This is a genomic window from Streptomyces sp. NPDC048288 (genome assembly GCF_043201555.1).
Taxonomy (GTDB): Bacteria; Actinomycetota; Actinomycetes; order Streptomycetales; family Streptomycetaceae; genus Streptomyces.
In genome coordinates this window covers 162,810-175,980 of record NZ_JBICZD010000006.1, presented here as the reverse complement: position 1 = coordinate 175,980, position 13,171 = coordinate 162,810, and the positions used below count along the sequence as shown (strand labels likewise).

Genomic DNA, 13,171 nt, shown 5'->3' with positions numbered 1-13,171 from the left:
CGTACAGCGCGTGGGCGGCACCGGCCTAGACCGCGTAGGCGGGGACCAGATGGGTCTCGGCCGCGCGGCGGAAGGTCGGGAACAGGTTGTGGCGGTCGCCGGCCCGGGTGGCCAGGACGACCTGGACGGGGTCCGCGTCCTCGATCGGGACGGCGGCGATGTCCGGCCGCAGACTGCCCCGGAACCCGGCCGGCGCCAGGGACACCACCTCGCCGCTCGCGACCAGTTCCAGCTTGTCCTCCAGCGTGTCCACCAGGGCGCCCAGGTTGGTGTGGCCGGGCGGGTTCGCCCCGGCGCGGTCGGCGCCGGTGAAGCGGGGGAGCGGCTCGTCGGCGAAGTCGGCGAGGGTGACCGACTCCTGGTCGGCCAGCCGGTGGCCGAGCGGCACCAGGAGCACCCGCGGCTCGTCGTAGAGGACCGTGATGTCGAGGTCGTCGGAGATGAACAGGAACCGGGTCACCACCACGTCCACCCGGTGGTCCAGCAGCGCGGCGCGCGGTTCGCTCCAGTCCACGTGCAGGGTGCGGACGTCGGCCTCCGGGTGGCGCCGGCGCACTTCCCGGACGGCCGGGGTGACGATCTGGTGGGTGGTGTAACCGACGGTGAACGGGCCCTGCCCGGCGGCCGAGCGCGCGCTGGCGGCGGCCCGTCCCGCGGTCCGCAGCAGGTCCCGTGCCTGGGGGAGGAAGACCTCCCCGGCCTCGGTGAGCCGTGTCCCGCGCGGGGTGCGGTCGAGCAGCCGGGCGCCCAACTGCTGCTCCAGGCGCCGGATCTGACGGCTCAGCGAGGGCTGGGCGAGGTGCAGCGCGTCGGCCGCGCGACCGAAGTGCAACTCCTCGGCGACCACGGTGAAGTAGCGCACCAGGCGCAGCTCCAGGTCCACCGGAGGCACGGGGGATACGGGAGATGGGGTCACCCGTCGACTGTAACTCCCGCCCGCCGCGGTGAGCTGCGGTCATGACCGGACGGGCATCGCCCGGTGCGGAACAGGTCTTGGACCCGGGGTCCGGGCCGGGCGCACGCTGAGGTCATCCCAGAACTCGCACTCTTCACGAGGTGATCTGTCATGCGTGTGTTCGTCACCGGCGCCACCGGGTTCATCGGCAGCGCGGTGGTCCGCGAACTGCTCGGCGCCGGGCACCAGGTGCTCGGCCTCGCCCGCTCGGACGCGGCCGAGGCGGCCCTGAAGGAGGTGGGAGCACAGGCGCACCGGGGCGACCTGAACGACGTCGACGGGCTGCGGGTCGCGGCGGACTCGGCGGACGGCGTGGTCCACACGGGCTTCGTCCACGACTTCTCCGACCTGCACGGCGCCCTGCGCACCGAACTCGCGGCCCTGGCGGCCTTCGGCGACGCGCTCGCCGACTCCGGCCGCCCGCTCGTCATCAGCTCCGTGACCGGCCTGCTCACCCCGGGCCGGATCGGCACCGAGGCGGACGGCACCGACCCCGCCGCGCCCGGCGCGCACCGGGGCGAGCCGGAACGCGCCGCCCTGGCGCTGGCCGAGCGCGGGGTACGGGTCTCCGCGATCCGGCTCCCTCAGGTGCATGGCGCCGGCGACCACGCCTTCGTCCCCTACCTGATCGGTGTCGCCCGCGACAAGCGGGTCGCCGCCTACCTCGGAGACGGCACCGACCGCTGGTCGTCCGTGCACCGTCTCGACGCCGCCACCCTCTACCGCAAGGCCCTGGAGGCGGCCCCGGCCGGCGCCGTGCTGCACGCCACCGCCGACGACGGCGTCCCGCTCCGGTCCATCACCGAGATCATCGGCCGCCGCCTCGACGTGCCGGTCGTCTCCCTCGCCCGGGAGGCGGCGGCCGCCCACTTCGGCTGGATGGCGGCCTTCGTCGGCAACGACAACCCCACGTCGAGCGCCGCGACCCGCGAGCGCTACGACTGGCGGCCCGCGCAGCCCGGGCTGCTGGCCGACCTCGACCAGGACCACTACTTCACCCAGGAGTCGTAGGGTTCTCGCAGGAGCCGTGGCGGCCCGGAGGTCAGCGCACCTTCGTGTCGGATTTTCGCCAGCATCGGCCGCCGCGGTGGCCGATGCTGGAGTCATGCAGAAAGCGATGCACCTCGACCGCGAGCACTGCGTACGGGCCGTGCAGTCGAAGGACGCGCGGTTCGACGGCTGGTTCTTCACGGCGGTCCTGACCACGCGGATCTACTGCCGGCCCAGCTGCCCGGTGGTACCGCCCAAGCCCGAGAACATGACGTTCTACCCGAGCGCGGCCGCCTGCCAGCAGGCCGGCTTCCGGGCCTGCAAACGCTGCCGCCCCGACACCAGCCCCGGGTCCCCTGAGTGGAACCAGCGCGCGGACCTGGTCGCCCGCGCCATGCGGCTGATCGCCGACGGGGTCGTGGACCGCGAGGGCGTGCCCGGCCTCGCCGCCCGCCTCGGCTACAGCCCGCGCCAGGTCGAACGCCAGCTGCTCGCCGAACTCGGTGCCGGTCCGCTGGCCGTCGCCCGCGCCCAACGCGCCCAGACCGCCCGCCTGTTGATCGAGACGACCGCCCTGCCGATGGCCGAGATCGCCTTCGCGGCCGGTTTCTCCTCGATCCGCACCTTCAACGACACCGTCCGCGAGGTCTTCGCGCTCGCCCCGAGCGAGCTGCGCGCCAGGGCCCCGAAGAAGGCCGCGAGCGCCCCCGGCGCGCTGACCCTCCGGCTGCCCTTCCGCGCCCCCCTCAACCCGGACAACCTCTTCGGCCACCTCGCGGCCACCGCCGTACCCGGCGTCGAGGAGTGGCGGGACGGCGCCTACCGGCGGACCCTGCGGCTGCCGTACGGCCACGGCATCGTCGGCCTCACCCCGAAGCCCGACCACATCGCCTGCCGGCTCACCCTCAGCGACCTGCGGGACCTGCCCGTCGCGATCAGCCGCTGCCGCCGCATGCTCGACCTCGACGCCGACCCGGTCGCCGTCGACGACCAGTTGCGTACGGACCCCTTCCTGGCACCGCTGGTGGACAAGGCGCCGGGGCGGCGGGTGCCGCGCACGGTCGACGAGGCCGAGTTCGCGGTCCGGGCCGTGCTCGGCCAGCAGGTCTCCACGGCCGCCGCCCGCACCCACGCGGCCCGCCTGGTGACTGCCCACGGCACCCCCGTGGACGACCCCGAGGGCGGCCTCACCCACCTCTTCCCGACCCCCGAGGCGCTCGCGCAGGTGTCCCCGGACTCGCTGGCGATGCCCCGCACCCGCCGCACCACCTTCACCACGTTGGTCGACCAACTGGCGGACGGAACACTCCACCTGGGCGTGGAGAGCGACTGGGCGGAGGCCCGCGCCAAGCTCCTCGCCCTGCCCGGCTTCGGCCCCTGGACCGTCGACGTCATCGCCATGCGCGCGCTCGGCGACCCCGACGCGTTCCTCCCCACCGACCTCGGTATCCGCCGCGCCGCCCAGGAACTCGGCCTGCCCGGCACCCCGGCCGCCCTCACCGCCCGCGCGGCGGCCTGGCGCCCGTGGCGCGCGTACGCCGTCCAGTACCTGTGGGCGACCGACAGCCACCCGATCAACTTCCTGCCCGTGTAAGGATCTTGTCGTGAAGAACCACACCGTGACCGACAGTCCGTACGGTCCCCTCACCCTGGTGGCCGAGGACGGCACCCTCTGCGGCCTCTACATGGTCGAGCAGCGCCACCGCCCACCGGAGGAGACCTTCGGCTCCCGCGACGACGACCTGTTCACCGAGACCGAGGAGCAGCTCTCCGCCTACTTCGCGGGCGAGTTGAAGGAGTTCACCCTCGAACTGCGCCTGAACGGCACCTCGTTCCAGCGCAGCGTCTGGGAGCAGCTGCTGCTGATCCCCTACGGGGAGACCCGGTCGTACGGTGAACTCGCCGAGGCCCTGGGCAATCCGCAGGCCTCCCGCGCCGTCGGCCTCGCCAACGGCAAGAACCCGATCGGCATCATCGTCCCCTGCCACCGCGTGATCGGCGCCAACGGCAGCCTCACCGGCTACGGCGGCGGCCTGCCCCGCAAGAAGCGCCTGCTGGACTTCGAACAGGGCGCGGGCCTCTTCTAGTGGGCCCCCGCTTCGGGAGGACGGACAGCACCCCAGAAGGCCCAGAACCACACCGTCCACACCACCGTCGCATTCTTCGCCCACAGCCTCGACAGCCGCTCACGCCGCCAACGCGACGGTGTTGAGCTCGTGGGACACGGTCTCCTCCAGCAGCCGTCTTCGGCGGGGCTGGTTGCCGGGCTGTTCGCCGGCCTCGGCATGGACGGAGATCCTGGTGATGTCAGGGCGTGACGGGGAGGCTATCGCGGTGTCGCGAGTACGTCCCGGAGGACGTTCTCGAGCGTGACGCGGGCCAGCTCGTGTCTCAGGGTCTCCTCGATGCCCTCGTAGATGCCCTGCATCGCCGGCTGGATGCCGTAGCCCACCACGCATTCCTGGTCCGGGGTGGCGCGGTGCATCGCGAACAGCGGGCCGGGTTCCACTGCCTCGTACACGTCGAGCAGGGTCATCGCCCCCAGTTCGCGCGTCAGCGACCAGCCCGCGCCCACACCCCGCCGGGACTCCACGAGCCCGGCCCCGCGCAGCTCGCCGAGCAGCCGCCTGATCACCACGGGGTTGGTGTTCGCGCTGGTCGCGATCTGCTCGGAGGTGGCCACCTCATGGCCTTGGCGCTGGTAGAGACCGATCCAGGCCAGCGCGTGGGCGGCAAGGGTCAGCCTGCTGTTGGCACTCATGTACCCCTCCTCACGGCCGCAACGCTTTATGTTACGACGGCTCAGTCGTAACAGTGATAGTTGCAACCAGCTGTCGTAACAATTAATGTTACGACTGTTGCGAAGGGTCGATCAACGAGGTGAGGAAGAATGAGCAAGCCACTCACGGGCAAGGCCGCCCTGGTCACCGGGGGGTCGCGCGGACTGGGAGCCGCGACCGTACGACTGCTGGCCGAGCAGGGCGCCGACGTCGCCTTCACGTATGTCAGCTCCGAGAAGCGGGCGCAGGCCGTCGTCGACGACGTGCGCCTCAAGGGAGCGAAGGCCATCGCCCTCCAGTCCGACCAGGCAGACATGAGTCAGGCGTCGGCGCTGATCGACGACGTGCTCGCGCACTTCGGCGGCCTGGACATCCTCGTCAACAACGCGGCGATCTCGGTGGAGCAGGGCCGCACGGTGGACGACCCGGACGCCGACACCGCCGCACTGGACCGGATGCACGCCACCAACTACCTCGGCGTGATCGCCGTCATCCGGGCCGCCTCCCGAGTGCTGCGCGCGGGCGGCCGCATCATCACGGTGAGTTCCGGACTGGGCTCCCGGGTCGGTGTCCCGGGCCTCGCCGACTACTCGGCGACCAAGTCGGGGATCGAGAGGTACACCATGGGGGTCGCACGGGACCTCGGGCCCCGGGACATCACGGCCAACGTCGTGGAAGCCGGACTGATGGAGGGCGGCATGGAAGGGCCGGACCCCGAGACCCTGAAGTCCCTGGTCGGCTCGCTGTCCCTGCAACGCGTGGGTCACCCCGAAGAGATCGCTGCGGCGATCGCCTTCCTGGCGAGCCCCGCCGCGTCGTACGTCACGGGTGCGGTGCTGGACGCCCACGGTGGCTACAACGCCTGAACCGGAACCCCCGCCGCGCGCCCCGAAGGAAATCGCGCCTTCGGGGCGCGCACCGGCAACGACCCGCACGTGCGTGGACAGGCCACCGAGAAGCCCGGATCGTGATCGTGTCACGAGCTCCATGGGAGAGGCGGCCCGACGAGGAGAACTCGCGGAGGCAGGGCTCGCTGGTCCGGGTCATGGAATGCTGATGTCACCGAGACGCGTCACTCTTGGCGCTCACCTTGCACAGCAGCTTCGGCAGCGCGGTGCCGATGGGCTCGCGGATCACCTCGTCCGCGAGTTCGTCGTACGGCGTCGGCTCGGCGTTGACGATGACCAGCCGGGCGCCGTGGTCGGCGGCGACGCCCGCGAGGCCCGCGGCGGGCTGCACCTGGAGGCTGCTGCCGACGGCGATGAACACCTGGCAGGCCTTGGTGATGGCGACGGCCTCCCCGAGCACCACCGGATCCAGCCGCTCGCCGAAGAAGACGGTCGCCGACTTGAGGATGCCGCCGCACTCCAGGCACGGCGGGTCCGCCTCGCCGGCCTCGACGCGGGCCAGGGCGTCCCCCATCGGACCGCGCGCGTGGCACACGGTGCACAGGAAACTCCGCGCGCTGCCGTGGAGTTCGAGCACCTTGCGGGCGGGCAGCCCGGCGAGCTGGTGCAGCCCGTCCACGTTCTGCGTGATGACCCGCACCGGAACCCCGGACCTCTCCAGCTCGGCCACCGCCCGGTGCGCGGCGTTCGGCTCCGCCAGCAGCGTGCGGTTCTTCCGCCGCAGCTGCCACGAGCGCCGCCGGATCTCCGGATCGCTCATGTAGTACTCGTACGTCACGAGCTTCTCGGCCTCGGGATCCTTGCGCCACACGCCGTTCGGGCCTCGGTAGTCCGGGATCCCGGAGTCGGTCGAGATACCGGCGCCGCTGAGCAGGGCGACGAGGGGCTTGGTCATGTGTTCGAGGGTAGGGCGGGGTGAGGGTGGGCGGCGAACGGATATCGCCGCCCTGGGAGCGTCACTCGAAGGAGTGAGCCCGGTCCGGGCGGCGGCTCAGCCCACGCGGTCGCCGTTCTCCAGTTCCGCGGCGCCCGAGCCCTCGGCCAGCACGTCCAGGGCGACCAGGACGCGTCGGCCGAGCGCGCCCGGGAGGTGGTCGTGGATCTCCTCGCGGGGCACCAGCCGCCAGGACAGCAGCTCCTCCTCCTGGAGCCTGATCGCCCCGAGGTCGGTGTCGGTGAGGACGCCGCCGTCGTAGACGTAGGCCACGATGGGCGGCCGGCCGGTGCCGTGCACCCAGTCCACCGTGAGCAGCCGGCCCGGCTCCCGGTCCAGGCCGATCTCCTCCAGGGTCTCCCGGCGGGCGCCCTGGCGCGGGGTCTCCCCGTCGTCGGACTCGATGGTGCCGCCCGGCAGCGCCCAGCCCTCCCGGTAGTTGGGCTCGACGAGCAGCACCCGCCCCTCGGCGTCCCGGAAGAGCGCGGCGGCCCCGGCGAGGATGCGGGGGAGACTCGCGATGTACGCGGCGTAGGTGTCGGTGGTGGTCACTCAGGAAGGGTAACCAGCCCGCGCCCCGCGCCCGTCCGGGCGAGCCGCGCGGTGCGCTCCGCCAGGTCGCTGACGCGGGCCCCGTCGAAGCCGAAGACCGCGCTGTGAACCGTGTCCTCCAGCGGGTCCCGCCAGTGCGCCGGGATGCCCGCCGCGCCGGTCAGCACGCCGGCCACCGAGCCCGCCGTCGCGCCGTTGGAGTCGGTGTCCAGGCCACCGCGCACGGTGAGCGTGACGGTCCGGGTGAAGTCGCCGTCGCCGTGCAGGAGGCCCGCGGTGAGCACGGCCGCGTTCGGGACCGTGTGGATCCAGCCGAGGCCGGCCGTCTCCTCGGCGAGGGTGTCGAGGGTGTCCGCCCAGCCCGTCCGGGCCTCGTACAGGGAGACCACCCGGCGTACGGTCCGGGCCAGACGGCAGCTCGCCGGTACGACGGTGAGCGCGGTGTCGATCGCGTCCCGCACGGTCGGCGCGGTGAACGCCGCCGAGATCAGCGCGGCCGCCCACATCGCCCCGTACACCCCGTTCCCGGAGTGCGAGAGCACCGCGTCCCGGCGGGCCAGGGCCGCGGCCCGGCGCGGGTCGGCCGGGCAGGTCCAGCCGTAGACGTCGGCGCGGATCAGCGCCCCGATCCACTCCTGGAAGGGGTTGTCGCAGGTGGCGGTGAGCGGTGGCTTCAGCCCGTTGGCGAGGTTGCGGTAGGCGGCCCGCTCCGCCGTGAACGTCTGCAGGTACGGCAGCCGGAGCAGCCACAGCTCGCCGACCTGCTCGGTGCTGAAGCCGAAGCCGTGGGTCTCCAGGAGGTGCAGGCCGAGGACGGCGTAGTCGACGTCGTCGTCCCGGCAGCTGCCGTGGATCCGGCCGCGTACGCACTGGCGCCACTCGGGGCGCAGGGCGAGGGCGTCGGTCTCGCCGGCGGGCTCGGGGAGGTAGTCGGTGAGGGGGAGGGCGCCGGCCCGCCGCAGATAGCCGTCGATGCGCTCGCGCGTCCACACCTCGCCGCGCTCGACCGGTTTGCCGAGCATGTTGCCCGCGATCCGGCCGAGCCAGCCGCCGAGCACCCGGTCGGAGAGCTCCCGGTCCGCGAGTCCGGACCCCAGGTCGCCCGTCGCTCCTGACCTCAGGTTGCCCATGGCTGTGGTCTACCCGTTTTCCCAGGCGGTTCCCAGCCCTTTCCCAGGCTTCGGGCGGGGAATGACGGGGAGGGCGTCCTCCGGTTAAGGTCACAGCGGCGCGACTGGCCTTGATGTGCGCGAGGCCCGGAGAGCAAGGGGATACAGGTGACACAGCGCGTGCTCATCGCCGCGGACAAGTTCAAGGGCTCGCTGACGGCCGTACAGGTCGCCGAGCGGGTCACGGCGGGGCTGCGGCGGGTGGTGCCCGGCCTCGACGTGGAGGCGCTGCCCGTCGCGGACGGCGGGGACGGCACGGTGGCCGCGGCGGTCGCGGCCGGGTTCGAGCGCCACGAGAGAGACGTGGCCGGGCCGCTGGGGCAGGAGGTCACCGCCGCGTTCGCGCTGCGCGGCGACACCGCGGTCGTGGAGATGGCCGAGGCGAGCGGGCTGCAGCGGCTGCCCCGCGGTGTCTTCGCGCCCCTCACGGCCTCCACCTACGGCTCCGGAGAGCTGCTGCGGGCCGCGCTGGACGCGGGTGCCCGCACGATCGTCTTCGGTGTCGGGGGCAGCGCCACCACCGACGGCGGCGCCGGCATGCTGTCGGCGCTCGGGGCGCGCTTCCTGGACGAGGACGGCGAACCGGTCCCGCCGGGCGGCGGCGGCCTCGCCGACCTGGCCCGCGCGGACCTGTCCGGCCTCGACCCGCGGCTCGCCTCCGTCGACCTGATCCTCGCCAGCGACGTCGACAACCCGCTGACCGGCCCGAAGGGCGCGGCGGCGGTCTACGGCCCGCAGAAGGGCGCCTCGCCCGACGACGTGGAGCTCCTGGACACCGCGCTGGCCACCTTCGCGAAGGTCCTGGAGGCCGAGGTCGGCCCGCGGGCCGCCGGGTACGCGTCCTCGCCGGGCGCCGGCGCGGCCGGCGGCATCGGCTACGGCGCGCTCCTCCTCGGCGCCCGCTTCCGCGCCGGGATCGAGGTCATGCTCGACGTGCTGGGCTTCGCGCCCGCGCTGGAGCGGGCCACGCTGGTGATCACCGGTGAGGGCTCGCTGGACGAGCAGACGCTGCACGGGAAGGCACCGGCCGGGGTCGCCGCGGCCGCCCGTGCCGCCGACAAGGAGGTCGTGGCGGTCTGCGGCCGCCTCGCCCTGCAGCCGGAGGCGATCGGCAGGGCCGGGATCCGGCGGGCGTACCCGCTGACCGAGATCGAGCCGGACGTGGTGCAGTGCATCGCCGACGCCGGCCCGATCCTGGAACGGGTGGCCGAGCAGATCGCGCGGGACTTCCTCTGCTGAGGGCGCTCTGCTGAGGGCGGCCCGGACCGGCGTCAGGACGCCCGTCGAGTCACGGCAGTAGCTGCCGCTCGTGCGGCCCCACACCTTGTGCTTGCCGTGGAGCCACTGGAAGGCGATGTCGCGCACGATCGTCGCGGGGCGCTCCCGGACCACGGAGTGTCCCGCGCCCTTGAACGCGAAACGGGTGTGGCCCGAGCCTCGGAGGCTCGGGCCACACCCGTTTCGCGTGGCGGGGGTCAGGGCAGCTGGGCCGCCCGCGCCTCGCGGCGGTTGTCGCGGATGTTGTTCACCCGGCGGGCCGTGGCGAACAGCGGGATCACCGCGCCCATCACCAGCTGCAGCGCGCAGCCGGTCTGGAGGAGCAGCTGGCCGGCCGGGGCGTCGAAGGCCCAGGCCGCCAGGAGACCCATGGACAGGACGATCCAGGAGAGCATCGCGCCGGCGAGCGGGCCGCGCGGCTTCGGGTACTCGACCCGGCTCACCATCAGCCAGGCGGTGCCGAGGATCGCGAGCAGCGTCGCGAAGAACGGAAGCTCCAGCAGCACGATGGAGACGACCGTCAGCGCGCCGAAGGGGCTCGGCATGCCCTGGAACATGCCGTTCGGCGGGGTCACGCAGGAGAACCGCGCGAGTCTCAGCACCACGGCCAGCAGCACGACGACGGCTCCGACCGCGGCCACCTTCTGGTACGCGTCGTCCGCCACCATGCCGTAGACGAGGACGAAGTACGCCGGGGCCAGGCCGAAGCTGACCAGGTCGGAGAGGTTGTCCAGCTCCGCGCCCATGGGGGAGGAGCGCAGCTTCCTCGCCACCAGGCCGTCGAACAGGTCGAAGACGGCCGCGCAGAGCATGAGGATGACCGCGGTCGCGGCGCTGTGGCGCGCCATGCCCGCGGACTGGTCGTCCCCGGTGAGGTGCGGGATCAGGATCCCGGTGGTGGTGAAGTACACCGCCATGAAGCCGCAGGTCGCGTTGCCGAGCGTCAGGGTGTCCGCTATCGACAGGCGGAGAGAGAGCGGCATCTCCTCCTCGTCGTCGCCGATCTCGTCGGCCTCGGGCACCCAGCCCGCCTGGGTCTCAGGATCAATCACGGTCAATGCGAGTCACCCCAGCCACGGTCTTCTGGCCGACCTCGACCGCGACCTCCACGCCCTCCGGCAGGTAGATGTCGACGCGCGAGCCGAAGCGGATCAGCCCGATGCGGTCGCCCTGCTCGACCTTCGTGCCCTGCGGGACGTAGGGCACGATGCGACGGGCCACCGCGCCGGCGATCTGGATCATCTCGATGTCGCCGAGTTCGGTGTCGAAATGCCAGACTACGCGCTCGTTGTTCTCGCTCTCCTTGTTGAAGGCGGGAACGAAGCCACCGGGGATGTGCTCCACCGACGTCACCGTGCCCGACAGGGGCGCGCGGTTGACGTGGACGTTGAGCGGGCTCATGAAGATCGCGACGCGGGTCCGTCCGTCCTTCCACGGCATGATGCTCTGCACCACACCGTCGGCGGGCGAGATGACACGGCCCTGGGCGATCTCACGCTCGGGGTCGCGGAAGAACCACAGCATGCCCGCCGCGAGCGCGGTGGCGGGCACGGCGACGGCCTTGGCGGCACCGGAGCGACGGGCGCGGAGCAGGCTGACGGCTGCGGTGGCGACGGTCGGGAGAAGCCACGGCGATGCTCCGCGCGCGAGGCGTACGCCGGCCAGGCTGTCTCGATGTGCAGAGGTTTGGCTGTGGGGCATGGATGACCTTCGTAGCGGATGATGCCGCGCTCTAAAGGGGGACGGCGGCTTTCCGGGGATCGTACCGGTCGCGGGCTACAACTGGGCAAGCCAGGAAGCCGAGTCGGCGGCCGAAGACCGTTGACGGGGTGTGATCTTCTTCTCGAAGAAAACACCCCGTACCCGGACAATCAGCCCTGGAATCGATACTCTTCGAGCAACCTGCGCCCGATGATCATTTTCTGGATCTCGGCGGTACCTTCGCCGATCAGCAGCATCGGCGCCTCGCGGTAGAGACGCTCGATCTCGTACTCCTTGGAGAAGCCGTAGCCGCCGTGGATCCGGAAGGCATCCTCCACGACCTCCTTGCAGTACTCGGAGGCGAGGTACTTCGCCATCCCCGCCTCCAGGTCGTTTCGCTCCCCGGAGTCCTTTTTGCGTGCGGCGTTGACCATCATGGCATGCGCGGCCTCGACCTTGGTGGCCATCTCCGCCAGCTTGAACTGGATGGCCTGGTGCTGGGCGATCGCCTTGCCGAAAGTGTGACGCTGCTGGGCGTACTGGACGCCGAGCTCGAACGCGCGCTGGGCGACACCGCAGCCACGGGCCGCCACGTTGACGCGGCCGACCTCGACTCCGTCCATCATTTGGTAAAAACCTCGGCCCGTGACGCCGCCGAGCACCCGATTGGCCGGAATCCGCAGCCCGTCCATGATCAGCTCGGTGGTGTCGACGCCCTTGTAGCCCATCTTGTCGATCTTGCCCGGAATGGTGAGGCCGGGCCGGACCTCGCCGAAGCCGGGCTCCTTCTCGACCAGGAAGGTCGTCATCGACTTGTGGGGGGCCGTGCCCTCGGGGTGTCCTTCGTCACTACGGACGAGGACGGCCACGAGCGACGACGTGCCGCCGTTCGTCAGCCACATCTTCTGGCCGTTCAGGACGTACTCCTCGCCGTCCTTCACCGCCTTCGACGTGATCGCCGACACGTCCGAGCCGAGACCCGGCTCCGACATCGAGAACGCGCCCCGGATGTCGCCGGCCGCCATGCGCGGCAGGAAGTGGTCCTTCTGCTCCTGCGTGCCGTGCTGCTTGAGCATGTACGCCACGATGAAGTGCGTGTTGATGATCCCGGAGACGGACATCCAGCCCCGGGCGATCTCCTCGACGCACAGGGCGTAGGTGAGGAGGGACTCGCCCAGGCCGCCGTACTCCTCGGGGATCATCAGGCCGAAGAGGCCGAGCTCCTTGAGGCCGTCGACGATCGCTTGCGGGTACTCGTCGCGGTGCTCCAGCTCGGTGGCGACCGGGATGATCTCCTTGTCCACGAAGTCGCGGACGGTGGAGAGGATCTCCTGCTGGACGTCGGTCAGACCGGCGGTCTGGGCGAGACGGGCCATCGCTTACTTCCCCTGTTCGTTCAGCTCGGGGCGGCCCGGCTGCTCGCCGCCGCGCTCCTTGATGTACGTCTCGGTCGGCACCATCACCTTGCGGCGGAAGATGCACACGAGCGTGCCGTCCTGCTTGTAGCCCTTGGTCTCGACGTAGACGATCCCGCGGTCGTTCTTGGACTTGGACGGCCACTTGTCGAGCACGGTGGTCTGGCCGTAGATCGTGTCGCCGTGGAAGGTCGGCGCCACGTGCTTGAGCGACTCGATCTCCAGGTTGGCGATCGCCTTGCCCGAGACGTCCGGCACGGACATGCCGAGCAGCAGCGAGTAGATGTAGTTCCCGACCACCACGTTCTTGCCGAAGTCCGTCGTCTTCTCGGCGTAGTTGGTGTCCATGTGGAGCGGGTGGTGGTTCATCGTGAGGAGACAGAACAGGTGGTCGTCGTACTCCGTGACCGTCTTTCCGGGCCAGTGCTTGTACGTCGCCCCGACCTCGAACTCCTCGTACGTCCGTCCGAACTGCATCGCGCTCAGGGC

At 71.5% G+C, this 13,171-nt stretch carries 14 protein-coding genes; 5 read left to right on the top strand and 9 right to left on the bottom strand.

Features of this window, described 5'->3' with window-relative positions; genetic code table 11:
- Positions 1 to 25: 25 nt before the first annotated feature.
- Entirely contained in the window at positions 26 to 916 is an 891-nt protein-coding gene (locus ACGFZS_RS22735) for a LysR family transcriptional regulator (protein ID WP_393796678.1), read from the bottom strand.
- 150 nt (positions 917 to 1,066) lie between these two features.
- Here ACGFZS_RS22735 and ACGFZS_RS22730 point away from each other — a divergent pair, with 150 nt between their 5' ends.
- The 3 genes from ACGFZS_RS22730 to ACGFZS_RS22720 all read left to right on the top strand — a co-directional run bounded on the left by ACGFZS_RS22730 (position 1,067) and on the right by ACGFZS_RS22720 (position 4,032).
- Positions 1,067 to 1,966, top strand: coding sequence for an SDR family oxidoreductase (locus ACGFZS_RS22730; protein WP_393796677.1), 900 nt, complete (start codon positions 1,067 to 1,069; stop codon positions 1,964 to 1,966).
- A 106-nt stretch (positions 1,967 to 2,072) separates the two neighbouring features.
- A complete protein-coding gene (locus tag ACGFZS_RS22725) occupies positions 2,073 to 3,539 on the top strand; it encodes an AlkA N-terminal domain-containing protein (RefSeq protein WP_393654811.1) in 1,467 nt (488 codons plus the stop codon).
- 10 nt (positions 3,540 to 3,549) lie between these two features.
- Entirely contained in the window at positions 3,550 to 4,032 is a 483-nt protein-coding gene (locus ACGFZS_RS22720; RefSeq protein WP_393653659.1) for a methylated-DNA--[protein]-cysteine S-methyltransferase, read from the top strand.
- A 239-nt stretch (positions 4,033 to 4,271) separates the two neighbouring features.
- On the opposite strand, the gene ACGFZS_RS22715 is transcribed toward ACGFZS_RS22720, so the two are convergent.
- Positions 4,272 to 4,706: an Rrf2 family transcriptional regulator gene (locus ACGFZS_RS22715; protein ID WP_393653657.1), complete on the bottom strand. Its 435-nt coding sequence runs from the start codon at positions 4,704 to 4,706 to the stop codon at positions 4,272 to 4,274.
- Between the two features lie 129 nt (positions 4,707 to 4,835).
- On the opposite strand from ACGFZS_RS22715, the gene ACGFZS_RS22710 reads away from it, so the two are divergent.
- Positions 4,836 to 5,591, top strand: coding sequence for an SDR family NAD(P)-dependent oxidoreductase (locus tag ACGFZS_RS22710; RefSeq protein ID WP_393653654.1), 756 nt, complete (start codon positions 4,836 to 4,838; stop codon positions 5,589 to 5,591).
- A gap of 193 nt (positions 5,592 to 5,784) precedes the next feature.
- Here ACGFZS_RS22710 and ACGFZS_RS22705 read toward each other — a convergent pair whose 3' ends face one another.
- The 3 genes from ACGFZS_RS22705 to ACGFZS_RS22695 form a co-directional block, all read right to left on the bottom strand.
- Complete coding sequence (locus ACGFZS_RS22705) at positions 5,785 to 6,528, bottom strand: NAD-dependent deacetylase (RefSeq protein WP_393796676.1); 744 nt, start codon at positions 6,526 to 6,528, stop codon at positions 5,785 to 5,787.
- Positions 6,529 to 6,624: 96 nt separating this feature from the next.
- Entirely contained in the window at positions 6,625 to 7,119 is a 495-nt protein-coding gene (locus tag ACGFZS_RS22700) for an NUDIX domain-containing protein (RefSeq protein WP_393796675.1), read from the bottom strand.
- Positions 7,116 to 8,249 carry an ADP-ribosylglycohydrolase family protein gene (locus ACGFZS_RS22695; RefSeq protein ID WP_393796674.1) on the bottom strand — a complete coding sequence of 378 codons (1,134 nt, stop codon included), beginning with the start codon at positions 8,247 to 8,249 and terminating at the stop codon, positions 7,116 to 7,118. The genes ACGFZS_RS22700 and ACGFZS_RS22695 overlap by 4 nt, the downstream gene beginning before the upstream one ends.
- A 159-nt stretch (positions 8,250 to 8,408) precedes the next feature.
- Here ACGFZS_RS22695 and ACGFZS_RS22690 point away from each other — a divergent pair, with 159 nt between their 5' ends.
- On the top strand, positions 8,409 to 9,527 hold the full coding sequence (locus ACGFZS_RS22690) for a glycerate kinase (RefSeq protein WP_393797005.1): 1,119 nt from the start codon (positions 8,409 to 8,411) through the stop codon (positions 9,525 to 9,527).
- A 236-nt stretch (positions 9,528 to 9,763) separates the two neighbouring features.
- On the opposite strand, the gene pssA is transcribed toward ACGFZS_RS22690, so the two are convergent.
- The 4 genes from pssA to ACGFZS_RS22670 all read right to left on the bottom strand — a co-directional run bounded on the left by pssA (position 9,764) and on the right by ACGFZS_RS22670 (position 13,159).
- Positions 9,764 to 10,588: a CDP-diacylglycerol--serine O-phosphatidyltransferase gene (gene pssA / locus ACGFZS_RS22685; protein ID WP_355719360.1), complete on the bottom strand. Its 825-nt coding sequence runs from the start codon at positions 10,586 to 10,588 to the stop codon at positions 9,764 to 9,766.
- Between the two features lie 22 nt (positions 10,589 to 10,610).
- Complete coding sequence (locus ACGFZS_RS22680) at positions 10,611 to 11,267, bottom strand: phosphatidylserine decarboxylase (RefSeq protein WP_365684803.1); 657 nt, start codon at positions 11,265 to 11,267, stop codon at positions 10,611 to 10,613.
- 170 nt (positions 11,268 to 11,437) lie between these two features.
- Positions 11,438 to 12,643 (bottom strand): acyl-CoA dehydrogenase family protein, encoded by a 1,206-nt coding sequence (locus tag ACGFZS_RS22675; RefSeq protein WP_393796673.1) that lies wholly within the window; start codon positions 12,641 to 12,643, stop codon positions 11,438 to 11,440.
- A gap of 3 nt (positions 12,644 to 12,646) precedes the next feature.
- On the bottom strand, positions 12,647 to 13,159 hold the full coding sequence (locus tag ACGFZS_RS22670) for a MaoC family dehydratase (RefSeq protein ID WP_393796672.1): 513 nt from the start codon (positions 13,157 to 13,159) through the stop codon (positions 12,647 to 12,649).
- Between the last annotated feature and the right edge of the window lie 12 nt (positions 13,160 to 13,171).

Excerpts from the sequence above, each read along its gene's own strand:
- ACGFZS_RS22730 (WP_393796677.1), top strand. The coding sequence starts at position 1,067 with ATGCGTGTGTTCGTCACCGGCGCCACCGGGTTCATCGGCAGCGCGGTG.
- ACGFZS_RS22725 (WP_393654811.1), top strand. The coding sequence starts at position 2,073 with ATGCACCTCGACCGCGAGCACTGCGTACGGGCCGTGCAGTCGAAGGAC.
- ACGFZS_RS22715 (WP_393653657.1), bottom strand. The coding sequence starts at position 4,706 with ATGAGTGCCAACAGCAGGCTGACCCTTGCCGCCCACGCGCTGGCCTGG.
- ACGFZS_RS22710 (WP_393653654.1), top strand. The coding sequence starts at position 4,836 with ATGAGCAAGCCACTCACGGGCAAGGCCGCCCTGGTCACCGGGGGGTCG.
- ACGFZS_RS22705 (WP_393796676.1), bottom strand. The coding sequence starts at position 6,528 with ATGACCAAGCCCCTCGTCGCCCTGCTCAGCGGCGCCGGTATCTCGACC.
- ACGFZS_RS22695 (WP_393796674.1), bottom strand. The coding sequence starts at position 8,249 with ATGGGCAACCTGAGGTCAGGAGCGACGGGCGACCTGGGGTCCGGACTC.
- ACGFZS_RS22680 (WP_365684803.1), bottom strand. The coding sequence starts at position 11,267 with ATGCCCCACAGCCAAACCTCTGCACATCGAGACAGCCTGGCCGGCGTA.
- ACGFZS_RS22675 (WP_393796673.1), bottom strand. The coding sequence starts at position 12,643 with ATGGCCCGTCTCGCCCAGACCGCCGGTCTGACCGACGTCCAGCAGGAG.
- ACGFZS_RS22670 (WP_393796672.1), bottom strand. The coding sequence starts at position 13,159 with ATGCAGTTCGGACGGACGTACGAGGAGTTCGAGGTCGGGGCGACGTAC.